The organism is Nocardioides pyridinolyticus, assembly GCF_054653575.1.
Genome location: NZ_BAAIFY010000011.1, coordinates 93170 through 116169 on the forward strand (window position 1 = coordinate 93170; position 23000 = coordinate 116169).

The window sequence follows — 23000 nt, forward strand, 5'->3', positions numbered from 1 at the left end:
GCCCGCTCCCCTGGTGCTGCTCGGGCTGGTCGTCGCCGCCACCAGCCTGTTGCCGCTCGGGTACGTCGTGGTGTCGACCGCGGGGCTGGGCCCCGCCGAGGCGTGGGACCTCCTGACCCGACCCCGGTTCAACGACCTGCTCTGGAACACCACCCGGCTGCTGGTCGGAGGCGTCGCGCTCAGCACGATCATCGGCGTCGGCTGTGCGTGGCTCGTCGTCCGGACCGACCTGCCCCTCTCGGGGCTCTGGCACGGGCTGCTCTGCGCGCCGCTGGCGGTGCCGGCCTTCGTCAACGGCTACGGGTGGATCTCGACCACGCACGCGGTGCAGTCGTACTGGGGCGCCGTCCTCGTCGTGAGCCTGTCGTACTACCCGCTCGTCTACCTGCCCGCCGTCGCCGCCCTCAGCCGGCTGGACTCCGCGGTCGAGGACGTGGCCGCCAGCCTCGGCACCGCCCCGTGGTCCTCGTTCCTGCGCGTCGTGCTGCCCGCGATCAGCCCGGCCGTGCTGGGGGGCGCACTGCTGGTCGGCCTTCACCTGCTCGGCGAGTACGGCGCGCTCCAGCTGCTCAACTACCCGACATTGACCACCGGGATCCTCGACCAGTACCGCGTCTCCTTCAACGGCCCGGCCGCCACCATGCTGGCCCTGGTGCTGGTCGCCTTCTGCGCGGTGCTGCTCGGACTGGAGACGCTCGCCCGGGGGCACCGCCGGCGCTACCGCGTCGGGTCCGGGGTACGGCGGGCGGCGACCCGCTACCGGCTCGGCGGCCTCGCCCCGGCCTGGATCCTCGGCCTGGTCGGCCTGGTCGTGCTCACCCTCGGGGTGCCGCTGGTCAGCCTGGTGCGCTGGTTCGTCCGGGGCAGCTCCTCGTCGCTGTCCCAGGGCGACCTCGGCGCGGCCATGGGCACCACGGTGAGCCTGGCGGTCGCGGGCGGTGTCCTGGCCACCGTCGCGGCCCTGCCGATCGCCTGGCTCGCGGTCCGCTACCGCGGCGCCGTGGCCACGGTGCTGGAGCGGGCGATCTACCCGGCCAACGCGCTGCCCGGCATCGTGGTGGCGCTGGCGCTGGTGACGATCTCGATCCGCGCGGTGCCGTGGCTCTATCAGACGCTTCCCGTGCTGATCGTCGGCTACGTGATCCTGTTCCTGCCGCGAGCGGCCGTCGGCGTGCGGTCGACGCTCGAGCTGGCACCCCCGGCGCTCGAGGACGTCGCCACCTCCCTCGGCTGCACGCGCGCCGGTGCGGCGCGCCGGGTGACGCTGCCACTGGTGCTGCCCGGACTGGCGGCCAGCGTCGCCCTCGTGGCACTCGCGGTCGGCACCGAGCTCACCGCGACCCTGCTGCTCGCGCCGACCGGCACGACGACCCTGGCCACGGAGTTCTGGTCGCGCGCCTCGGCCGTCGAGTACGGCGCCGCGGCGCCGTCCGCGCTGGCGCTGATCCTCCTGTCCGTGCCGGCGACCTGGCTGCTCGGCCGCGCCGCCGTGTCGCGCAACCCGAGGGGCCTGGCATGACCGCGCTGCAGGTCGACGGGCTGACCAAGAGCTTCGGCGCCGTCCGGGTCCTCGACGGTGTCCACCTGGACGTGCCGGGAGGGATCACCGCCGTGCTGGGCGCCTCGGGCTGCGGGAAGACCACCCTGCTGCGCCTGATCGCCGGGTTCCTCGAGCCGGATGCCGGGGAGATCCGCCTGGGTGGCCGGGTCGTCGCCGGTGACGGGCGGACCGTGCCCCCGCGGCGCCGGCGCATCGGGTACGTCCCCCAGGAGGGCGCCCTCTTCCCCCACCTCGACGTCGCCTCGAACGTGGCGTTCGGGCTCGGGCCGGGCCGTCGCTCGGCGACGGCCCGGCGCACGGTGGAGGAGATGCTCGAGCTCGTCGAGCTGCCCCGCCAGGTGGCCTCCCGGCAGCCCCACGAGCTCTCCGGGGGTCAGCAGCAACGGGTCGCGCTGGCCCGGGCGCTCGCCCCGCAGCCCGATGTCGTGCTGCTCGACGAGCCGTTCTCGTCCCTCGACGCCGGCCTGCGCGAGGAGACCGGCCGGGCCGTGGCCCGAGCGCTGCGGGCGAGCGAGGCGACCGCCGTACTCGTCACCCACGACCAGGGCGAGGCGCTCTCGCTCGCCGACCAGGTCGCCGTCATGTCGCACGGCAGGTTCCTCCAGGTGGCGGCGCCGAGCGAGGTCTACCTGGACCCGGCGAGCCCCGTGGTCGCGTCCTTCGTCGGGCACGCCGCGCTGGTACCCGCCGACGCCGTCGCCGGGGAGGCGTCCGGCGCCCTCGGCCCGGTGCGGGTCCGCGGCGCTCGCGACGGTCGCGTGCTCCTCGCCGTCCGACCCGAGCAGGTCGTGGTGACCGCCAAGGACGAGCCGGGGTGCGTGACCGCCGAGGTCCTCGAGGTGTCGTTCTTCGGTCACGACGCCACCGTCCGGGCACGCGTCGTCGCCGGCGACGACCTGGTCGACCTGACGGCCAGGGTCCCCGCGAGCGAGGTCCCCGCCCCGGGCGGCCAGATCGGGCTGCGCGTCGTCGGCGAGGTGCTCGCCTTCTCCGGGGACGCGTGATGAGCACCCTCCCGGTCGCGCGTCCGGCCGCCGGTCACTGGCTCCTGGGTGGCGCCGCTGCCGATCCGGCGCTGGTGACCGGCGACACTGTCGTCAGCTACGGCGAGCTCGCCGAGCGGGTGACGACCGAGCGCGAGCGCCTCGGGCAGCGCCACCTGGTGGCGCTCGAGGCGCGGCCCACGGTCGAGTTCGTGGTGTCCTACCTCGCCGCCCTCGCCGACGGCCACCCCGTGATGCTGCTGGCGGCGGGCGACCTGGACCGGCATGCGCACCTGCTCGCGCAGTACCCGCCGGGCACGACACACGGCCTCCACCCCGATCTGGCGCTGTTGCTCTCGACCTCGGGCTCGACCGGATCGCCCAAGCTGGTCCGGCTCTCGCGAGCCAACGTGATCGCCAACGCGCGCAGCATCGCCGACTATCTCGGCCTCCGTCCGACGGACGTCGCGATCACGACGCTGCCGCTCCACTACTGCTACGGCCTGTCGGTCCTGCACAGCCACCTGCTGGTCGGCGCGACCGTCGTCCTCACCGACCTCTCGGTCGCCGACGCCTGCTTCTGGGACCTCGCGGAGCGCACCGCCGTGTCCGGGCTGGCCGGCGTTCCGCACACCTACGAGCTGCTCGACACGGTCGGCTTCGGCCGCCAGATCCTGCCTCGGTTGGCGTCGCTGCGGTACCTCACCCAGGCCGGCGGCCGGATGGCGCCCGCACGCGTGCGGGAGTACGCCGAGCTGCTGCGCGAGCGCGGTGTCGACCTGTTCGTCATGTACGGCCAGACCGAGGCGACGGCGCGCATCGCCTACCTGCCGCCCGAGCTCGCACCCGACAACCCCGACGCGATCGGAGTCGCCGTGCCGGGCGGCTCTCTGCGGCTGGCGCCCGTCCCGGACGCGCCGCCGGGCAGCGGCGAGCTGGTCTACTCCGGACCGAACGTCATGATGGGCTACGCCGAGTCCCTGGGCGACCTGGCTCGAGGTGCCGAGCTGTCCGAGCTGCGCACCGGCGACCTCGCGCAGGTCACCGAGCAGGGCCTGTTCCGGGTCGTGGGGCGTCTCGACCGACAGGCCAAGGTGCTCGGTCATCGGGTCGACCTGGACCGGGCCGAGGCCCTGCTGGCCGCGGACGGGCACACGGTGCGCCTGGTCGCCCGGCCGAGCTGCCTCTGGGTCTTCGTGGCCGGCGCGCGGGCGCGGGCGCACGTGCGTGACCGGGCCTGCGAGGCCACCGGGCTGCACGGTGCGGCGGTGCGGGTGGCCGTGGTCGAGGCGCTCCCGGTCACCGCCTCGGGCAAGCCGGACGACGCGGCCCTGCGAGCGCACGTCGAGCGCGAGGAGGCGCTGGTCCGCCCCCAGCCGGACGGCCCGGTGACCGCGGAGGAGATCCGCGACCTGTACGCCGTCGTGCTCGGCCGTCCGCACGCGACCGTCGACGACTCCTTCGTCGGGCTCGGCGGCGACTCGCTCTCCTACGTCGAGGTCTCGACCAGGTTGAGCGAGCGGCTCGGCTCGCTCCACGCGTCGTGGCCCTCGCTGACCGCCACGGCCCTGGCCGCCTCGTGCCGGGCGACCGCCCGCTCGAGCGCGCCGAGTCGCCGCCGGCCCGGTGTCCCGGTGGACATCTCGGTCGCGCTCCGCGCCGTCGCCATCACCCTGGTCGTGGTCACCCACGCCGACCTGTTCCAGCTGCAGGGCGGCGCGCACGTGCTGCTCGCGGTGGCCGGGTACAATCTCGCCCGCTTCCAGCTCGCCGTTCCCGACCGCCGGGACCGGGTGGTCGGCCTGCTGCGCAGCGCCCGCACCGTCACCGTCCCCGTCGTGGTGCTCGTCGGGCTGCTCGCTGTGTGGGGTCACGAGTACCGGTGGTCGACCGCCGTCCTCCTCAATGGCGCCCTCGGCCGTGACGGCTGGGACGCGCAGTGGCAGTTCTGGTTCCTCGAGACCCTGGTCTGGACCTACGTCGGCCTGGCCGTGCTTCTGACGCTGCCCCTGGTCGGGCGAGCCCAGCGCGCGGCGCCCTTCGGCACCGCCGTGGTGGTGCTCGCCGTCGCGCTCGGCGTGCGCTACTGGTGGACCGGCGTCGAGGCCGAGGGCACCGAGCGCTACACCCTCGGCGTGGTGGCCTGGTGCGTCGCGCTCGGCCTGTGCGCGGCGTACTCCCGCACGTGGTGGCAGCGTGGACTCGTCGCCGCGTGCGCCGCCATCGCCACCTGGGGCTTCTTCGGTGACGTCCAGCGGGAGCTGATCGTCCTCGGCGGCGTCCTCCTGCTGCTCCTCGGACGTCCGATCCACCTGCCCCGGCCGGTGGCCGCCGGGGTCGGCGTGGTCGCGTCCGCCTCGCTGTGGATCTACCTCACGCACTGGCAGGTGTACCCGCCGCTCGAGGACGGTGGCCACCAGGTCTGGGCCATCGTCGCCTCCCTCGTCGTCGGTGTCGTGGCCTCCTCGTGCTGGTCGTGGAGCACCCGAGCGATGGCGGACAGACTCCGCGTGTACGGCGAGCTCAGCCCGATCGCCCACCGTCGTCGCCCAGCCGAGCGAGGTCGGGTGCGACGGTGACGTCGGCCCCCGACCCGATGCCCTCGGTGTCGGGCGTGAGCGCGGCGACGACGTCCTCCTCGTCCTCGTAGGAGCGGCGGACGGCCGCGTCGAGGAGCCGGAGCTGGCGGTCCAGCGGTCCCTGCCGGTCGGGTGGCGCGACGGACTTGAGGTCCGCCAGGGCCGCGCACATCCTTCGGGTCACCTGGGGCTCGGATGCTCCGGCCAGGCGGATCTCGTCGAAGGCCAGCCGGACGTAGCCGTCCCAGCTGACCGTCCGCTCGACCAGCCGCACCACGCCGTCCTCGTCGCGGTGCTCACCGCTCGGCAGGGGACGCGCGGCGATCTGACGCAGCAGGTCGTGCAGCCGGTGCAGCGCCTGGACGGCCGTCGTGGGGTCGTTGAACGGCTGGGCGATCGACCGCACGGCGATGTCGACCAGCTTGCGGAAGCCATAGGGGAGGTCCTCGGTGTGCACGCGCTCCTCGGCGAGCAGGACGTGGCGGGTGAGGTCGCTGGCCCGGAGCCGGCCGACAGGGTCTCCGGCCGCGCCCGCCGTCGACCGGGTGTCCGGATGCACCCGGAACAGAGGTGCGCCGCCGACCACGAAGTCCCCGACGACCGGGACGAGCTCCAGCACGCACTCCGCCTGTCGGGCCGCGGCGACGAGTGCCGGGCGGTCGACGCGGGTCACGTTGCCGGGCTCCTCGGCGACGATCGCGTCCGGGCCGCCGGTGAGGACGGGCTGCCGTGCTCACGGACGGTGAACGCGCGGCTGCGGTCGCCGACGAGGTCGATCAGCCCAGCGGCTCGCAGGCCTTGGCCGGCGTGGTGCACGAACAGGACGAGCACGACCAGGCTGGCGAGCATGAGGCCGTAGGAGAGCAGCATCGACACCTCGGGCACCGTGCCGGAGGTCGAGCCGCGGATATCGCGGAGGGTCAGGACGACGACCAGGAAGCTCGCGCCGAACAGCCCGACCGCCAGCTGGCTCCACCGGTCGGCGAGCAGAGCCCCCACGATGCGGGGCGAGAACTGGCCCATCGCCAGCTGGACCGCGACCAGGGTGACCGTCAGGACGAGGGTCGTCAGCGACACCAGCGCGGTGGCGAACGAGGACAGGATCGTCTGGGCGTCGGACGGCGTGCCGGTCAGGCTCAGCGGGACGAGCCCCGTATCCCGTCGCCCGGTCCACGGCGAGCGTCCCGACGGCGAGGAGGACCCCCGCGACCATGCAGCCGATCGGCGGCAGCCACATGCTCGAGCGGACGAAGCGCTGGAGCCGGAGCATGCTCATCCGCTGGCCAGCGGTCCCCCCCGCCGACGTTCGACTCATGCTGGTTCATGTTCTCCCCTCCGTGGGCGCGGACAAGACCCCCGCGACCTCGCGGGGCCCCGGTCCTCTCATCGAACCGGCGCCCGTGGGGCGGCGCCATCGGCAGAACGCCCTATTCGACCTCGGCCGAGCGACGCAGGAGGGCGTGACCTCACCGGGGGGTCCTCGTTGGGGAGACGTGCGTCCGCTGAGGGACTGACGCGCAGACATTGCTCGACCGACCTGCGGCAGACCCGCCGCTGCGATGCGCCGGCCGATCGTCGGCGTGAAGGAGGCAGGAACCCCCCGTGCGCTCACCTCTCAGTAAGAACGGACGACGCAGGGGGATCGCCGCTCTCGGCGTGTCCGCCCTCGCGGTGACCATGCTCGCCACCGGCGTCCCCGCCAACGGCGAGGACCCGGCCGACCCCGACCTGGAGGGCTTCTCGTTCGCCTTCCAGGGCGAGGGCGAGGACCGGATCCAGAACCTCGATGCCCGTCAGGGCTCCGTCGCCCCGACCGCGACACAGGTGTCGGCGGCCAGGGCGCTCGGCGCCGACGCCGTCCGCTGGAACCGCTTCGGCACCCCCCACATCCTCTTCAACCAGCGCGGCTACCTCTCCGGCCCGCAGTCCGGTACGGCGGCCGACGTCGCCCGCGGCTGGGTCGACGCGAACCGCGACCTCTTCAAGCTCGACGCGGACGCCGTGTCGGCGCTCGAGGTCGTCACCGACGCCCCGCTGCTTGACAGTCCGGACCTGCCGCGCCTGCGCGACGGCAAGCCGGCCCGCAACCCCGACGTCCCCCACGTCGTGACCTTCCGCCAGACCTTCGGCGACCTCGACGCCGGTCAGGACGGCCTGCTGACCGTGGGCGTCCAGCGCGACGGCCGGATCGCCTACGTCACCTCGTCGGTCACCGGCGACGACGAGGTCAGCGGCGACCGGGCGCTGTCCGCGGTCGACGCGCTCACGGCCGCCGCCGAGGACGTCCACCTCGACCTGGGCGCCCTGACCGAGGTCGACGTCCCGGGCAGCCCGTGGACGACGTTCGAGTCCGCCAGCATCGGCGACCTGCAGCGGGCCCGCCTGATGGCGCTCCCGACGCCGAAGAACGGCGTGCGACTGGCCTGGGAGGCCACCCTGCTCGCCTCCGAGCACACCGACGAGGACGGCCACGGCCACCCGGCGGCGTACATCTCCTTCGTGGACGCCGAGACCGGCAAGGTGCTCGTGCGCGACAACCGCGTCGACCACATCGCCAACGGCATGGCCGTCCCCGCCGCAGCCGCCCCGAGCGGTGAGATGTTCCAGGGCGCGACCGACGACGCCGGCGCCTGCTCCACCGAGCGGCACGGCCCCTACCCGGTCGAGGACCAGGGCCAGATCAACGTCGCCACGGTGGTGACGATGCCCAACGGCCTCGACGACGACGTCGTGATCAACCTCTACCGCGACGGCACCGCCCAGCCGGTCGCCTCGCAGGACCTGCTCGGCAGCCCGGAGGTCCTCACCTACGCGCCCGCCGGCGGCGTGCCGAACGGCGACTACTTCGTCGAGGTCTGTGAGTACACCTTGGCCGCGGGCTCGATCTCGTACGCCGGCACGGTCGGCGGCGGCCCCGCTGCGAGCGGTGACGTCCAGCTGCCCCGGTGGCGCGAGTTCCGCTCCAACCCCAACTTCACGGACTCCGCGAACCCGGACGAGGACTTCCGCGAGCTGTGGTGCTGGGTCATCGACAGCGACGCCTGCGACGAGGAGCAGCAGAACACCGCGTCGCGCCTGCCCTGGGACGTGCTCGCACCGAGCATCCCCACCTTCACCACCATGGGCAACAACGCGACCACCTCGATCTCCGAGGTGAACTTCGTGGCTCCCGACACGGTCTTCCAGCGCCCGGTGAGCCCCGACCGCCGCTACGACTACCCGTGGACCAACAACTGGTTCAAGACCAGCTGTGACCCCACGTCGTTCGACAAGCCGGGTGGCAACGACGAGGACGCTTCGGTGTCCAACCTGTTCGTCAGCCACAACCGGATGCACGACTGGAGCTACTTCCTCGGGTTCACCGAGCGCACGTCGAATCTGCAGATGTCGAACTTCGGCAACACCGGGCCCGACCGCGAGAACGACCCGGAGTACGGCAACGCGCAGGCCGGGCGTCGTACGTTCAACGGGCGTGACAACGCCAACCAGCTGACGCTGCAGGACGGCATCGCGCCGATCACCAACCAGTACCTCTGGCAGCCGCTGGCCGGTGCGTTCTACGCCGCCTGCACCGACGGTGCCTACGACATGGCGGTGGTCGCGCACGAGTACGGCCACGCCATCAGCAACCGGATGGTGGCCGGGCCCGACACGGGCACCGGCAGCACGCAGGGCCAGACCGAGAGCTGGTCGGACCTGATCTTCGCCGAGTACTTCCGCGGCAACGCGATCAGCACCGGCGAGGGTGCCAACCCGTTCGCGCTGGCGCCGTACGTGTCCGGCAACAAGGAGCGCGGCATCCGCAACTACGGCATGAACAACAGCCCGCTCAACTACTCCGACCTGGACTACGACGGCAACGGCACCACCTCGCCGCATGCCGACGGTGAGATCTGGAGCGCGACGAACTACGACATCGCCGAGGCGCTGAACGCCAAGTACGACGGCCAGTTCCCGTCCTCGAACGACGCGCTGCAGATCCGCTGCGCCAAGGGCCAGCTCCCCGCCGACCAGTGCCCGGGCAACCGGCGCTGGGCGCAGATCATGTTCGACGGGCTTCTGCTGACGCCGTCCGGCTCGACCATGCTCGACTCGCGCGACGCCATGCTCGCGGCGGACCTGCTCCGCTTCAACGGCGCCAACCAGGCCGAGCTGTGGGACGCCTTCGCCGCACGCGGCATGGGCGACACCGCCTCGTCCACCGGTGCCGCCGACCGTGAGCCGGTCCCCGGCTGGTCCTCGCCGCTGGCGCAGGACGAGGCCACGGTGACCTTCGCGGGTCCCGCGGGCATGACCGTCTACACCGGCGTCTACGAGGCGCGGATCAGCCCGACGGCCGACACCGACCCGGAGACCGAGACCGGCAAGACCGTCGAGTTCGTCCCGGGGACCTACGAGTTCATCGCCCAGGCCCCCGGCTACGGTGCGCACCGCTTCAAGGCGACCTTCGCCCCGAACGGCGACCGCACCATCACGGTGCCGATGCGCAAGAACCTCGCCTCGGTCACCAACGGTGCCACCGCCACCGGCGACGGCATCAACCTGGAGAGCCTGATCGACGACACCGAGGAGACCAACTGGGCCTCGCTCGAGTCGGCCGGCACGGCCAGCGAGGGCAACGGCGAGGGCGACCAGGTCAAGGGCCGGCAGGTCACCGTCCAGCTCGGGAAGACCGCGGTGCCGGTGCGCACCGTCCAGGTGAGCGCCGCGCTGCGCCCGACCGATGCGTCGAACGAGGACTCCGGCAGCCAGAGCCGCTTCTCGGCGCTGCGCTCCTTCGAGATCCTCGCCTGCAACGCGACGGTGGACGGCAACACCTGCACCGACGACGAGGCGGAGTTCGACGTGATCTACCGCAGCTCCGCGGACGCCTTCCCGGGCGTCCGGCCGCGGCCGACCGCGCCGGACCTGGCGCTGCGTCCCTTCGACGTCCGTGACGTCAAGGCCACCCACATCCGGATCCGGGTGCGGGACAACCAGTGCACGGGCGGCCCGCTCTACCAGGCCGACGCCAACCCGTCGAACGACCCGGTGTTCAGCAACCCCGACTGCGACAGCACCGAGACCACACCCGACCGCGCGGTGCTCTCGCCGCCGGCCGAGATGGTCCGGATCGCCGAGCTGCAGGTCTTCGGACCGGTGGTCAAGGCGACCCGTGGCGGCAAGCGCGACCGCGGCTGACGCCGTACGACACCGACCGCGGGTCCGGATCCTCGAGGGGTCCGGGCCCGCGGCCATTTCTGCAGGGTGGTCTGCTCGATCACCTCGAGGGGGTTCGAGCTCGTGCGGCGCCTCCGACGCCCGTCACCAGGGCATGAGGGCTACCGTGACAACATCACGCCCCCAGGAGGCGCCATGACCATCGTGGTCGGATACGTGCCCACGCCCGAAGGCATCGCCGCCATCGACTATGCGGTCGACGTGGCCCGTCGCGACTCGGCGAAGATCGTGGTCGTGAACTCCGGTGTGCGCGGCAGCGACGCGCACCCCGCGTTCGCGAGCTCCGCCGACTGGGACGCGCTCCAGCGTCGACTCCAGTCGGATGGCGTCGACTTCGAGCTCCACCAGCCCGCGCAGGCGCAGTCCCCAGCGGACGAGGTCCTCGCGGCGGCGACGTCCGCCGACGCCGACCTGATCGTCATCGGGCTGCGTCGCCGCTCCCCGGTGGGCAAGCTCTTCCTCGGGAGCAGCTCCCAGCAGATCCTGCTCGAAGCCGACTGCCCGGTCGTCGCGGTGAAGCGACCCGGCTGACGAGCCTGGGGGCAGCAGGAGCCCGGACCCACAAGGGTCCGTGAGGCCGAGCCGCATCGATGCTCATCGTCGCCGCGGCTCGGCTGTTCTTTCTGCGTCCTCTCGCTCGCCTGGGTCAACTGGTGAGGAACCCCTTTTCGTGGTGCTGCATCTGGTACACGGTCATCCCTCCGACGATCGCGCCCGCGGGCCCTCCGACCGCGAGTCCGCCGAGGGCTCCGAGCGCGATCTCCGCCGCGTCGACGAAGAAGTCGAAGATGTCGCCCAGGCCGAAGTCCTCGGTCGTGTCGGACCGAGGCGGCTCGACCGCAGCGAGGATGCCGGCGAGCGTCACCGGTGCCGGCGGACTGCTCCGGTCGGAGCGCGGACGACCCACCGGCCTGCCGTTGCGTACGTCGTCGAACCTGGAGTCGATCGCCGCCGACTCGGCAGGTGTCACCACGCCGGCGGCCTCCAAGGCGGCCAGACGCTCCCGGAAGAGGTCGATCACCTGCTGAAGGGTGAGGAACGGGTACACCGTGCTCGAGATGGGGATGAAGGAGGTCGCCCAACTGCAGGTGACTGCTTGCGAAGCGAGCTCTTGGAGCGAGACGGACATGGCGCCCGCGGGTGGCGGAGCAAGGACGCTCGTCCCGGTCGCGGCCGCCGTCGGTCCAGGGGACGGGACCGACGGGGTCGCCGGAGCGGTCGGAGTCGCCGACGCAGGGTCCGTGGTCGTCGTGTTGGTGTTCATGCGTATGCCTCCTTGGTGTGGTTGTGGTGATAGGTGCGCTGGAAGGGCGGGATCGCCGCGTCTGCTTCCCGCTCCGGCGCGAAGGACGGGTCGCTCACGGTTGCGCAGTCGACGTCGACGCCGGCCAGCACCCGCGGGCTGCCCTGGTCGAGCCAGTGCAGGTCGACGCGGCAGTTCAGGCTCATCACGTACTGCCAGGCCGTGGCAGCCGGGAAGTCCGTGTGCATGGCGGCGGGAGCCGTCTCGCTGCTCAGGTCGAACACGACCGTCGGCGGGGTTCCTCCCGCGGGGGTGGCAGGGAGCAGTTGGCGCGGGCCATAGACCCAGATGGGGATGTCTGGGGCGAAGCCCGCGACCTGGGCCGCGCTGCCCTTCTTGGAGCAGTAGACACCGGGCCACACGTTGGGACTGTTGTTGACCGCGTCGATCCACGCCTTGATGTACTCGACCTGGTGAGCCGGCAGCTGGCCGCCGTTCTCGATGTCGAGGTAGACCACGCTGCCGACCGGGAAGCCGGCCTCGGCCATCCGGGCGGCAGCGGAGTCGCCGTCGAGGCGTCCCTGCGCTGCCGTGACCACGTGGCTCCCGAGGCCGATCACCTGTTGGCCGACGAAGGTGGGCAGGAAGCCCCACCCCTGGTCGCGGAGCACCTGGTGCTTCCCGCGCCAGCTCGTGCCGGGGTTGCTGGGCGCCGGTAGGTAGACGCATACGAAGTAGAGCGGGGTGTGCTCGTACAGCGAGGCCATGACGCCGTCGCCGGGGTAGTCGGCCCTGTCGAAACCGAGGAACATGGTGGTACTCCCTCCTGGTGGTTCATCCGGGACGAGCGGCTGCTCGTCCCGGAGACAAAGCCTGTGGTCGGCCGGAGGGTGCTTGACGCCTTCGAACGAAACTGGACAAGCAAGTCCGCCGACACCGCGCCGGCCGGGCCTCGGGAGGTGAGTCGGCACGCCTGGATTGCCCCAGCCCGACCTGCCGCCGGGCCCCGCACGGACACTGGTGAGGCACCTCCACGACCTGCACCACCGGGCGGGGTGGCCGAGCCTGCGGACCATGGCGCGCGACCTCGGGTGCAGCCACACCACCGTGTCGGCGGCCTTCTCGGATGCCCGCGTGCCGCGCTGGGGGTTGCTCGAGCTGTTGGTCGAGAGCCTGGGGGGAGACACGGACGAGTTCCGCCGCCTGTGGTTGGCCGCGACCTCCGATGACTCTGACGACGCTAACGACGCTAACGACGCTGACGACATCGACAACGCTGCCGACACCGTCACGAAGGAGGCCCCGGGGGAGCCACCCGACGGGATCCCGCACCAGCTGCCCGCCACCGCCGCAGGCTTCGTGGGCCGCACCGACGAGCTGGCCGCACTCGACCGATTGACGGCGTCCGCCGGCCGAGCAGACAGCGCGACCACGGTCCTCGTGCATGGTCCCGCGGGGGTGGGCAAGACGACGCTGACCCTGCGCTGGGCCCGACAACGGGCCACGCGGTTCCCCGACGGGGAGCTCTTCGTCGACCTGCGTGGGTACGACGCACGCGCCCCGATCACCGCGCAGCAGGCCCTGGAGATGCTCCTGCACTCCGTGGGCCGCACAGGTGCTGCGGTGCCGGTGGAACAGGACGAACGCGCGGCTGCGTTCCGGACGCTGATGGCGCGCCGGCGGATGGTGGTCGTCCTCGACAACGCGTTCTCCGTGGAGCAGGTCCGCGACCTGCTGCCGGGCACCGAGGGCAGCGTGGTCCTGGTGACCAGTCGGTCCCAACTGCCGAGCCTGGTCGTACGGCACGGCGCGCAGCGTTTGGCCGTCGGCCTGCTGCCCGAGCAGGACGCCCTCGACCTGCTGCGCGGGCTCGTGGGCACCCGCGTGGACGAGGCCGCCGCTGCGTCTGCGGCCCTCGTCGACCAGTGCGCGCGGCTCCCGCTCGCCGTCCGGATCGCGGCCGAGCTCGCCGCATCGCGCCCCGGGAGCGGGATCGAGGATCTCGTTGCGGAGTTGGACGAGGAGACCGAGCGACTGACCAGGCTCGGTGTCGACGACACCTACGGCGCGGTGCGCAGCGTGTTCTCCTGGTCGTGGCAGCACCTGGGTGCGGACGCAGCACGGGCGTTCGCCCTGCTCGGCGCCCATCCCGGTCGCAGCATCTCGCTGCAGACGGCCGCTGCCGTCCTCGGAGTGACGGAGCGGCTGGCCCGCGAGCTCCTCGACCAGCTGGTTCGAGCCAACCTGATCGCGGAGCTCGAGCGCCATCGCTACACCGCGCACGACCTGCTTCGCCACTACGCCACCGAGAAGCTGGCCGCCCTGCCGGAGACCGTGCAACGAGAGGCGATCGATCGCCTGGACGACTCGTACCTCCGCGCGGTGGTGCGCGCCACGAGCGCCGTCCACGGTGTGTCGTTCCGAGGAGCGCGCGGCGTTGTCGTGCCTCCGCCCCAGGAGCGTGGTGACCCCCGCGAAGGCCGGGAGTGGCTGGAGGACGAGCTGGCGAACGTCGTGTCGGTCGTCGGGTCCTCAGGCTCGGACCGGTGGCCGACGCCAGGGATGTTGGCGCGGGTGCTGTCGGACTATCTCGACGAACGCGGGCTGTTCGGTGACGCGATGCGGATGCACGGGCACGCGCGCAGCCTGGCCGCTCAGGTGGGGGACACAGCGAGGCACGCCGACGCCACCGACGACCTGGCCAGGGTGCTGCGCCGGCTCGGCAAGTACGCCGAGGCGGCTGAGCTCCACGAAGCGGCGCTGGCGACGTACCGACAGACGAAGGACAGGACCGGTGAGGCCACGACACTGCATCGGCTCGGCGTCCTGGAGTGGCGTCGAGGCAGGTATCAGCTGGCGAGTGAGTACCTGCGAGCGGCGGTGGACCTCTTCGCGCAGCTGGGCGACGGCGTGGGGCAGGGCAACGCCCGCTTCGCGCTCGGCATCGCGCTTCGCAGGTTGGGCGACTACAACGGCGCCAGGGCCACGCACGAGGAAGCGATCGCGGTGCTTCGGCGGATCGGGGACGAGCGCGGCGAGGCGGCCGCCCTGAACAACGTGGGGATGGTGCTGATGCTGCAAGGAGAGCACGATCTGGCCGAGCGCTCGTTCGCCGAGGCGCTGGAGTGCCATCTCCAGCTGGGCCAGCCGCTCGGCGCCGCGGTGGCCTGGGACAACCTGGGCAGCCTGGCCAGCCGCCGCGGCCGCCACGACGAGGCTCTCGCCTGCCACCGCACCGCGCTATCGGAGTTCGTCCGGCTGGGATACCCGGCCGGAGAGGCCGACTCCCGACGGGGCATCGGCGTAGCGCTCGCCGGTCTCGGGCAGACCGCCGAGGCCCTCGACGCGTTGGTGAGCGCGTTGGAGCTGAGCCGCCGGGTCGGCGAGGCGGACGTGGCGATGAACGCGGGGTGCGAGCTCGGACGGGTGCAGCTCCTCCTCGGGAACCTCGTCGAGAGCGAGGCGACGTACGCCGAGGTGGTGCGGGCGGCGGACGGGTCGGGCGATCGGCTGCTCCGCGCAACCGCCTGGGCCGGCCTCTCGGCAGTGCTCAGGGAACGAGGCGACGTCGACGCGGCCGCGAGACTTCGTCGGCGCGCGTCGGCGGAGTTCGACGACATGGATGTCGAGCAGCCCGCCTCGCTCATCCCCGCGCCCTGATCCGAGTCGCACCTCACCTGCCTCCACCAGGTGCATGCGGGGGGACTTCGCCTCTTCCCTGAAGATGTCGCGAAGGTCAGCGACCCTGAGGGGAGCTGCGGGGTATCGAGCCCAGCGCACCACGCACGCCGCGATCGTTCGCCGTCGGCGGGGATCGCCGACTCGGCTCGGTCCAGAAAAACGCGACGGACCCCGGCACCGTCGCTTCGCTTGGTGCCGGGGTCTGATCACGTTGTGGAGCTGCGGGGAATCGAACCCCGGTCCTCGAGCGTCGATCCAGGTCTTCTCCGGGTGCAGTCCGTGATGTCGCTTTTCTCGGCCTCGGGGCTCGCACGGACACGTCCCCGACAGGCTCAGTCACGGAATAGTCCCGCTCACCCTCCGTGACGCGGAGTGAGCAGCAAGTCTCCTAGATGACGCCAGGGTCCGGGACGGAGACGGATGCCCGGTCTGACGCTTCGATCACCGCTCAGGCGGCGAGAGCGAAGGAACTGCGACTGTTGTTGGCAGTTATAGGTTTCCAGCGACCGTTTACGAGATGACGCTGGCTTCTCGACCCGCTTCCCCTGGAACTAACGTCCCAAGTCGAAACCGATCAGCCCCTCTTGAGTTGTGACTCCATCCTACGGGGGCACAACGACCGCGGGCCACCTGCTATTCCGCCCGCGCGTCCGCGGGCCCCAGCAGGCCGAGCCCGTTCTCCCAGCACACCGCGCGCAGCCAGTCGTCCCCGAGGTCGAGGCGGGCGAGCCCCTCGAGCTGGTGGACGTAGGGGTACGGGATCGTCGGGAAGTCGCTGCCCAGCAGGACCTTGGGCTGGAGGTCGCGCAGCCGCGGCACGAGCTCCGCCGGGTACGCCGGGAAGAAGTCGGTGAACACCATCGTGGTGTCGAGCCGCACCTCGTCGTACCGCTCGGCGAGCGCGAGGAACTCCGCGCACTCGGGCGCACCCATGTGCGCGATCACCAGCGCCAGCCGGGGGAAGCGGCGCAGCAGCCGCTCGGTCGACTCCGGCCCGGTGAAGTCGTTGCCGACCGGCCCGGACCCGGCGTGCACGACGACCGGGGTGCCCGCGTCCTCGAGCTGGCCCCACACCGCGTCGAGCAGCGGGTCGTCGAGGTGGAACTCCCCCACCTGGAGGTGCACCTTGAAGATCTCCACGCCGCCGGCGATCCGCTCCCCGACGTACGCCGCCGCCGACTCCTCCGGGAAGAACGTCGCGGACCGCAGCGACTCGGGCACCTCGTCGGCGAAGCCGGCCGCCCAGCCGTTGAGGTACGCAGCGACGCCCGGCTTGTGCGCGTAGGGCAGCGTCGGGAAGCGCCGCACGCCCATCGCGCGGAGGATCTCGACCCGGTCCTCGTGCGACTGGCGGTAGCGGATCGGCCACTCGCGGCCGATCTTCGGGCCGGCGGCGTCGAAGACGGCGTAGACCGCGCGCTGGATGTTCGGCGGCAGGAAGTGCACGTGCACGTCGAACAGGCCGGGCAGCCCGAGGCCCTCCCAGAACGCCCGGACGGCCGGGACGTCCTCGTGCGGATCAGTCACGCATGCCCTTGAGCCGGCGGCCGATCGCCTGCTCGGTCTCGCGGTTGGCCTGCCGCTCGGCGAGCGCGTGCCGCTTGTCCCACGACTTCTTGCCCTTGGCCAGCGCGATCTCGACCTTGGCCCGGCCGTCCTTGAAGTACAGCGACAGCGGGACGACGGTCAGGCCCTTCTCGTTGACGCGACGCTCGATCTTGTCGATCTCCTCGCGGTTGAGGAGGAGCTTGCGCTTGCGGCGGGCGGCGTGGTTGGTCCAGGTGCCCTGGGAGTACTCGGGGATGTGCACGCCGTGCAGCCAGGCCTCGTGGCCGTCGATGTCGACGAACCCGTCGACGAGCGACGCGCGGCCCTGGCGCAGCGACTTCACCTCGGTGCCCTGCAGGACCAGCCCGGCCTCGTAGGTGTCCTCGATGAGGTAGTCGTGTCGCGCCTTCTTGTTCTGCGCGATGAGCTTGCGCCCCTGTTCCCTGGCCATCCCACCATCTTCCCAAATCCTGCCAACTCGTTCTCGCCGAGTCGGCGCTGTTTCAGCTGAGACTGCGCCGACTCGGCGGGGACCGGGGATGAATCAGCGCCGACTCGGCGTCAGGACAGCCAGTTCATGGGGTCGACCGCCGTGCCGTTCACGAGGATCGAGAAGTGCAGGTGGCAGCCGGTGGACCAGCCGGTGTTGCCGACGTAGCCGACGACGTCGCCCGGGCCGACGCGGTCGCCGACGTCGTACCGGTAGCCGCTGGCGTGGTTGTAGACGGCGGTGACGTTCTTGCCGTTGATCTGGCCCAGGCTCAGGTAGAGCCGGTGGCCGTAGACCGAGGAGTAGTACTTCGCGATCACGGTGCCGCCGGCGATCGCCCGCATGCCCTCGCCGCACGAGACGCCGAAGTCGGTGCCGTCGTGCAGGCCCCAGTAGTGGTAGATCGGGTGCTCGCGGTAGCCGAACGGCGAGGTGACGTAGCCCGGCACGGGGCGGACGAACAGACCGTTGATCGACCCGGTGTAGCCACCCTTGGCGCGGCGCGCGGCGGCGAGGATCAGCTGCTTGATGTGGTTCTCGCGCTTCTTCGCCGCCTGGAGGGCGCGCAGGTCGGCCTGGCGGGCCGACACGGCGACCGCGCGGGCGTCGCGCTTGGAGTCGACCGAGGCGCGGACCCGCTCCCTGGCGTCGAGGGTCTCCTGGTGGAGCGCCTCCATGGTCAGCAGGTGCTCGGCGGCGGCCTCACGCTGGGCCTCGACGTCGTCGCGCGCGCTCTCGACCTCGTTCTCGCGGACCTGGAGCAGCACCTCGGCGGCGTGCAGGTCGTCGTAGGCCCGGGCCTCCCGGCCGACGATGGCGTCGTTGAGCGCCTCCTGCCGGGTGAGGTCGGTCGTCGACTGCGACTTGAGCAGCGAGGCGAAGGCCAGCAGCTGCGGGTCGCCCTGCTCGTAGATGTCGGTGATCGTGTCGGTGAGGTGCAGGCGCTGCTCCTCGAGCGCGGCCTGCCCGTCGGCGAGCTCGGCCTGCGCCGTCACGAGCCGGGCCTCGGCGGTCTCGAGCTTCTCCTGCATCTCCCGGTCGCGGACCCGGGCGGCCGCCAGGCGGGTGCTCGCGGAGGTGTACGCCGCGCGGGCGGCGTCGAGCTCGCGGACGGCCAGGTCCACCGCGGCCTGCGCCTTGCGCAGCCGGGAGCTGGACTCGTCGAGCGCGTGCTCGGCGTGCTCGACCCGCTGCTCGGCCCGGTGCTGCCGGTCCTTCAGCCTGTCGTCGCCAGGACCTGCGTTGGCGAGGGGTACGGCGAGCCCGCCCGCCGCCAGCGCGCAGGCCAGGGTGGCCGCGGCAAGGCGAGGGCGTGCGGCACGGGGGAAGGAACGCACCGGTCAGCCTTCGTGTTCGGGGAAGTGAACGCGTCGACGGTAACCCGCCGGCCTCAGGCTTTGAGGGATTTGCGGCTCACCAGGAGTGTCGGCACCACCGTGAGCAGCGGCGCGAGGATCGCGATCACGACCAGGCAGAAGCGCGCGTCCGGCCAGTCGATCCACGGGATGAAGCCGACGGACTCCTGGAGTCGGTTCTGGACGCCGAAGTACATGAAGCCCGCGAGGGCACCCGTGGAGAGCACGAGGGCGATCGCCGCGGTGACCAGCGCCTCCATGAGGAACGGGAGCGCGATGTAGAGCCGCGAGGCGCCGACCAGCCGCATGATGCCGATCTCCCGGCGCCGGGCGAAGACCGCCAGTCGCACGGTGTTGGCCACCTGGAGCACCGCCGCGATGACGAGCACGATGGCGATCCGCAGCGACCAGGTCTGCATCTCGTCCATGGCTTGGAGCAGCGGCCCGACGGTGTCGCGCTGGTCGCGGATGCTGGAGACGCCGTCGAGACCGACGATGGCACTGGTGATGCCCTCGTACTCCTCGGGGTTCTCGAGCGTGATCCACACCGACTCGGGCATGTCGTCGACGGTCGCGGCCGGGTTGGAGCCCTCGAACTTCTCGGGACCGAGGAGCTCCTTGACCTTCTCGAACGCCTCCGCCTTGGTCTCGAAGCGCCAGGCGGCGACCTCGGGGTTCTCGGCGATGACCTTCTCGAGCGCGTCCTTCTGCGCCTGGGTCACCTCTCCGGTGCACGCGGGGTTGTCGTCGCGCTCCTTGCACAGGAACGCGGTGATCTGGAGCTCCGAGCCCCACTGCTCGGTGGCCTTGTCGGACTGCTCGCGCATGAGCAGGCCGAAGCCGACCAGGCTGAGCGAGACGAAGAGGGTCAGGATGACCGCGAGGTGCATCGACAGGTTGCGGCGCAGGCCCTGGCCGAGCTCGGAGAAGACGTAACGAAGCTGCATGAGGGAGTCGGGGTCCTTGATCCGTCGCGGTTCAGTGCTGGAAGCCGTAGATGCCCTGGGCCTGGTCGCGCACGACCCGGCCGTCCTCGAGCTCGATGACGCGCTTGCGCATCTGGTCGACGATCCCGGCGTCGTGGGTGGCCATCAAGACGGTGGTGCCGGTGCGGTTGATCCGGTCCAGCAGCTTCATGATCCCGACCGAGGTGGCCGGGTCGAGGTTGCCCGTGGGTTCGTCGGCGATGAGGATCATCGGCCGGTTCACGAACGCGCGGGCCACGGCGACGCGCTGCTGCTCGCCGCCGGAGAGCTCGTCGGGCATCCGGTCGCCCTTGCCCTCGAGGCCGACCATCTCGAGCGTCTCCGGGACCAGCCGGTTGATCTCGGCGCGCGAGCGGCCGATCACCTGGAGCGCGAAGCCGACGTTCTCGTTGACCGTCTTGTTCGGCAGCAGCCGGAAGTCCTGGAAGACGGTGCCGATCTGGCGGCGCAGCCGCGGGACCTTCCAGCTGGCGAGCCGGTTGATCTCCTTGCCGGCGACGTAGACCCGGCCGGCGGTGGGGCGGTACTCGCGGAGCACCAGCCGCAGGAAGGTCGACTTGCCGGACCCCGAGGTGCCGACGAGGAAGACGAACTCGCCCTTCTCCACGTCCACCGACACCTGGTCGAGCGCGGGGCGCCCCTGGCCGGGATACGTCTTGACGACCTTCTCGAAGCGGATCACGGTAGTCGAGGCTAACCCGTGATCCTGAGCGTCGCTCATCGGCGCACCCGGCGGCGCGTCGGAGCGGGTCAGCCGTCGTCGGCGACCGCGTCGGCCCGCGCGCGGTCGGCCCGCTCCCGGGTGACCCCGGCCCACGGGCTCCACAGGAACCAGCGGGGCAGCGCGGCCAGCAGCCGGGGCGGCCCCGCCACCTCGATCCGGCCGTCCTCGACCGCCTCGCGCCACGTGCAGTAGCCCTGGAACACGTCGGCGAACGTGCCGGTGGTGGCCGAGATCACGACGTCGACGTCGAAGCCGGGGTGGACCATGCACACCGAGACCTCCTGCCGGTCGAGCACCAGCCAGATCACCTCGGGCGCCGGGCCGGTGTGCCGCCACTCGAGGACGGTGCGGCGCGGCGGGAACCGGCTGGGGTCGACGCGGCGGTGCATCCACCACATCAGGTTGGTCGGCTGTACGTCGTGGGGACGCATGTCCTCGAAGAGCCACTCGATCGCCCAGCGGCCGAAGCTGTCGATCACCCGCTCCAGGTCGCGCCCGGCGGGGGTCAGGTGGTACTCGTGGCCGCGCCCGGTGGGCGAGGGCCAGGTCTCCAGCACGCCGTTCTTCTCAAGGTGGCGCAGCCGCTGGACGAGGAGCGACCGGGAGATGCCGGGCAGTCCCCGGGCGATGTCGTTGAAGCGCGTGTTGCCCAGCACCAGCTCGCGCACGATCAGCGGCGTCCAGCGGTCGGCGACGACCTCGGCGGTCATCTGCACCGGGCAGAAGTCCCCGTACTCGGGCATGGTCCATGGTGACCCGCCTGCCGCCGGAGCGGTAGTCGCGAATCTGTACCAGCAGGGTCGCGAACGTGCACTAGTGGCAGCGGCGGGCCGGCCCGAACGTGGAGACATGACCACCATGACCCACACCACCAGCACCCCGTCCCTGACCGAGCGAGCCGCGGCCCTCGGCCCCGAGCTCGCCGCCCACGCCGCTCGCCACGACGCCGACGCGACGTTCGTCGCCGAGTCGTACGACGCCCTCCGCGCCGCCGGGCTGCTCACCGCGGCCGTGCCCGTCGAGCTCGGCGGCGCCGGCGCCACGATCCGCGAGCTGACCGCGCTCCAGCGCGAGCTGGCGCACCACTGCGGGTCGACCGCGCTGGCCAGCGCCATGCACCAGCACGTCGTCGCGTTCACGGCGTGGCGCTACCGACGCGGCCTCCCCGGCGCGGAGGCGACCCTGCGCCGCGTGGCCGAGGAGGGCATCGTGCTGGTCTCGACCGGGGGCGGCGACTACACCCACCCGCGCGGCGAGGCCGTCAAGGTCGACGGCGGCTACCGCGTGAGCGGGACCAAGCGCTTCGCCAGCCAGTCGCGCCACGGCACCGTGATGTCGACGATGTTCACCTACGACGACCCCGAGCAGGGCCGCCGGGTGCTCAACATGGCCGTCCCGGTCGGCGCCGACGGCGTGACCGTGGCCGACAACTGGGACACCCTCGGCATGCGCGGCACCGCGAGCAACGACGTCCGGCTCGAGGACGTCTTCGTGCCCGAGGAGCGGGTCCTCGCCAACCGGCCCTACGGCGTCGTCGACGGCCCGCTCCAGGTGATCTCGACCATCGCGTTCCCGATCATCAGCGGGGTCTACCTCGGCATCGCCGAGGCGGCGTTCGCCGAGGGGCGTGAGGCCGCGGCACGCAAGCCCGACAACGTGTTCGTGCAGCGCCAGCTGGGGCAGATGAAGCACGCGCTGCAGGTCGCCTCCTGGTCGCTCCAGGGTGCGCTGGACGCGGTCGGCGACGACCCGACCCCGTCGCACGAGGCCTACCTCGCCGTGATGATCGCGAAGGCGGAGATCGCCCGCGCCGGCATCGAGGTCTGCGACCGGGCGATGGACGTGGTCGGCGGCCCCGGCTACTTCCGGGGCTCGGTCGTCGAGCGCGCCTACCGCGACGTCCGCGCGGCGAAGTTCCACCCGCTGACCGCCGACGCGACGCACGTGGAGACCGGCCGGCACGAGCTGGGACTGCCCGGGCTGCTCCAGTGACCGCTCCGGAGAGGGCGTGGCCTAGGTTGGCGGCATGCTCCGCCCCGTGGCCCTCCTCGCCGCTGCCCTGCTCGCGCTGACCGCGTGCACCGCCGGCGACGAGGAGCCCGGGGCGGACACCACCCCCACCGCCGAGCCCACCCCGCTCACCGACTTCGCGACCGACGAGGTCACGATCGCCCGGGACGCGTTCTGCTCCCGCGTGGCGCCCGCGGCGGTCGAGGACGCCCTCGGCGGCGCGCCCGCCCGCGCCGACGAGTGGGTGAACGGCGACCGGGCCACGGTCGGCGGGGTCACCGATGTCGTGCACGAGTTCGGCTGCCGCTGGCGCGCCGCGGACGGTACGGCGGTCAGCGGCTGGGTCTTCGCCCCGCCGGTCACGCCCGGGCGGGCCGCCGTGCTGCGCAGGGCCGCCGCGCGGGCGGACGGCTGCCGGCCGGTGGCCGGTGCGCCGGCGTACGGCTCCCCCTCGGTCGCGGTCCGCTGCGACGACGGCACGACGTCCTTCCACGGCCTGTTCGGCGACGCCTGGCTCTCCTGCTCGGCGCCGTCCGGCGACCTCGCCGTCGCGGGCCGGTGGTGCGTGAGCGTCGCCCAGGCCGCCACCGCCTGAGCCCGGCGAGTGCCGTCCCCGCAGG

18 protein-coding genes and 1 other RNA gene are annotated in these 23000 nt (G+C 72.1%); 8 read left to right on the forward strand and 11 right to left on the reverse strand.

Annotation, left to right across the window (positions count from 1 at the left end; translation table 11 throughout):
- Nucleotides 1-13 precede the first annotated feature (13 nt).
- The 3 genes from ACYQ0U_RS11865 to ACYQ0U_RS11875 are packed head-to-tail and all read left to right on the forward strand — an operon-like array spanning nucleotide 14 to nucleotide 5123.
- Nucleotides 14-1519, forward strand: coding sequence for an ABC transporter permease (locus ACYQ0U_RS11865; RefSeq protein ID WP_459973038.1), 1506 nt, complete (start codon nucleotides 14-16; stop codon nucleotides 1517-1519).
- Nucleotides 1516-2565, forward strand: a complete 1050-nt coding sequence (locus ACYQ0U_RS11870; protein WP_459973040.1) for an ABC transporter ATP-binding protein — start codon at nucleotides 1516-1518, stop codon at nucleotides 2563-2565. The genes ACYQ0U_RS11865 and ACYQ0U_RS11870 overlap by 4 nt, the downstream gene beginning before the upstream one ends.
- The gene (locus ACYQ0U_RS11875) at nucleotides 2565-5123 is read left to right on the forward strand and encodes an AMP-binding protein (protein ID WP_459973042.1); all 2559 of its coding nucleotides are present in this window, start codon (nucleotides 2565-2567) and stop codon (nucleotides 5121-5123) included. The genes ACYQ0U_RS11870 and ACYQ0U_RS11875 overlap by 1 nt, the downstream gene beginning before the upstream one ends.
- Here the strand turns inward: ACYQ0U_RS11875 and ACYQ0U_RS11880 are convergent.
- Both ACYQ0U_RS11880 and ACYQ0U_RS11885 read right to left on the reverse strand, forming a co-directional pair.
- A complete protein-coding gene (locus tag ACYQ0U_RS11880) occupies nucleotides 5068-5796 on the reverse strand; it encodes a DUF2254 family protein (RefSeq protein ID WP_459973044.1) in 729 nt (242 codons plus the stop codon). The genes ACYQ0U_RS11875 and ACYQ0U_RS11880 overlap by 56 nt on opposite strands.
- Nucleotides 5793-6263: a DUF2254 family protein gene (locus ACYQ0U_RS11885; protein ID WP_459973088.1), complete on the reverse strand. Its 471-nt coding sequence runs from the start codon at nucleotides 6261-6263 to the stop codon at nucleotides 5793-5795. The genes ACYQ0U_RS11880 and ACYQ0U_RS11885 overlap by 4 nt, the downstream gene beginning before the upstream one ends.
- A 516-nt stretch (nucleotides 6264-6779) precedes the next feature.
- Here ACYQ0U_RS11885 and ACYQ0U_RS11890 point away from each other — a divergent pair.
- Both ACYQ0U_RS11890 and ACYQ0U_RS11895 read left to right on the forward strand, forming a co-directional pair.
- Nucleotides 6780-10304, forward strand: a complete 3525-nt coding sequence (locus ACYQ0U_RS11890; RefSeq protein ID WP_459973046.1) for a M36 family metallopeptidase — start codon at nucleotides 6780-6782, stop codon at nucleotides 10302-10304.
- A 174-nt stretch (nucleotides 10305-10478) separates the two neighbouring features.
- Nucleotides 10479-10874, forward strand: a complete 396-nt coding sequence (locus ACYQ0U_RS11895; protein WP_459973048.1) for a universal stress protein — start codon at nucleotides 10479-10481, stop codon at nucleotides 10872-10874.
- Between the two features lie 115 nt (nucleotides 10875-10989).
- Here ACYQ0U_RS11895 and ACYQ0U_RS11900 read toward each other — a convergent pair whose 3' ends face one another.
- The gene (locus ACYQ0U_RS11900; protein WP_459973050.1) at nucleotides 10990-11364 is read right to left on the reverse strand and encodes a hypothetical protein; all 375 of its coding nucleotides are present in this window, start codon (nucleotides 11362-11364) and stop codon (nucleotides 10990-10992) included.
- 239 nt (nucleotides 11365-11603) lie between these two features.
- Nucleotides 11604-12398, reverse strand: a complete 795-nt coding sequence (locus tag ACYQ0U_RS11905; protein ID WP_459973053.1) for a glycoside hydrolase domain-containing protein — start codon at nucleotides 12396-12398, stop codon at nucleotides 11604-11606.
- Between the two features lie 262 nt (nucleotides 12399-12660).
- Here ACYQ0U_RS11905 and ACYQ0U_RS11910 point away from each other — a divergent pair, with 262 nt between their 5' ends.
- On the forward strand, nucleotides 12661-15246 hold the full coding sequence (locus ACYQ0U_RS11910) for an ATP-binding protein (RefSeq protein ID WP_459973055.1): 2586 nt from the start codon (nucleotides 12661-12663) through the stop codon (nucleotides 15244-15246).
- Nucleotides 15247-15478: 232 nt separating this feature from the next.
- On the opposite strand, the gene ssrA is transcribed toward ACYQ0U_RS11910, so the two are convergent.
- From ssrA to ACYQ0U_RS11945, 7 genes are all read right to left on the reverse strand, one after another.
- Nucleotides 15479-15849: a transfer-messenger RNA gene (gene ssrA / locus ACYQ0U_RS11915) on the reverse strand.
- Between the two features lie 51 nt (nucleotides 15850-15900).
- Entirely contained in the window at nucleotides 15901-16794 is an 894-nt protein-coding gene (locus tag ACYQ0U_RS11920) for an amidohydrolase family protein (protein ID WP_459973057.1), read from the reverse strand.
- The gene (gene smpB, locus ACYQ0U_RS11925; protein WP_459973059.1) at nucleotides 16787-17266 is read right to left on the reverse strand and encodes an SsrA-binding protein SmpB; all 480 of its coding nucleotides are present in this window, start codon (nucleotides 17264-17266) and stop codon (nucleotides 16787-16789) included. The genes ACYQ0U_RS11920 and smpB overlap by 8 nt, the downstream gene beginning before the upstream one ends.
- A 110-nt stretch (nucleotides 17267-17376) precedes the next feature.
- Nucleotides 17377-18642: a M23 family metallopeptidase gene (locus tag ACYQ0U_RS11930; RefSeq protein ID WP_459973061.1), complete on the reverse strand. Its 1266-nt coding sequence runs from the start codon at nucleotides 18640-18642 to the stop codon at nucleotides 17377-17379.
- A 53-nt stretch (nucleotides 18643-18695) separates the two neighbouring features.
- Nucleotides 18696-19607, reverse strand: a complete 912-nt coding sequence (gene ftsX / locus ACYQ0U_RS11935; RefSeq protein WP_459973063.1) for a permease-like cell division protein FtsX — start codon at nucleotides 19605-19607, stop codon at nucleotides 18696-18698.
- A gap of 31 nt (nucleotides 19608-19638) precedes the next feature.
- A complete protein-coding gene (ftsE, locus tag ACYQ0U_RS11940; protein WP_459973065.1) occupies nucleotides 19639-20328 on the reverse strand; it encodes a cell division ATP-binding protein FtsE in 690 nt (229 codons plus the stop codon).
- A gap of 68 nt (nucleotides 20329-20396) precedes the next feature.
- Nucleotides 20397-21113, reverse strand: a complete 717-nt coding sequence (locus ACYQ0U_RS11945; protein ID WP_459973067.1) for a winged helix-turn-helix transcriptional regulator — start codon at nucleotides 21111-21113, stop codon at nucleotides 20397-20399.
- Between the two features lie 106 nt (nucleotides 21114-21219).
- Between ACYQ0U_RS11945 and ACYQ0U_RS11950 the strand changes: the two genes are divergently transcribed.
- Both ACYQ0U_RS11950 and ACYQ0U_RS11955 read left to right on the forward strand, forming a co-directional pair.
- Nucleotides 21220-22362 carry an acyl-CoA dehydrogenase family protein gene (locus ACYQ0U_RS11950; protein ID WP_459973069.1) on the forward strand — a complete coding sequence of 381 codons (1143 nt, stop codon included), beginning with the start codon at nucleotides 21220-21222 and terminating at the stop codon, nucleotides 22360-22362.
- Between the two features lie 34 nt (nucleotides 22363-22396).
- Nucleotides 22397-22975, forward strand: coding sequence for a hypothetical protein (locus ACYQ0U_RS11955; RefSeq protein ID WP_459973071.1), 579 nt, complete (start codon nucleotides 22397-22399; stop codon nucleotides 22973-22975).
- Nucleotides 22976-23000 lie beyond the last annotated feature (25 nt).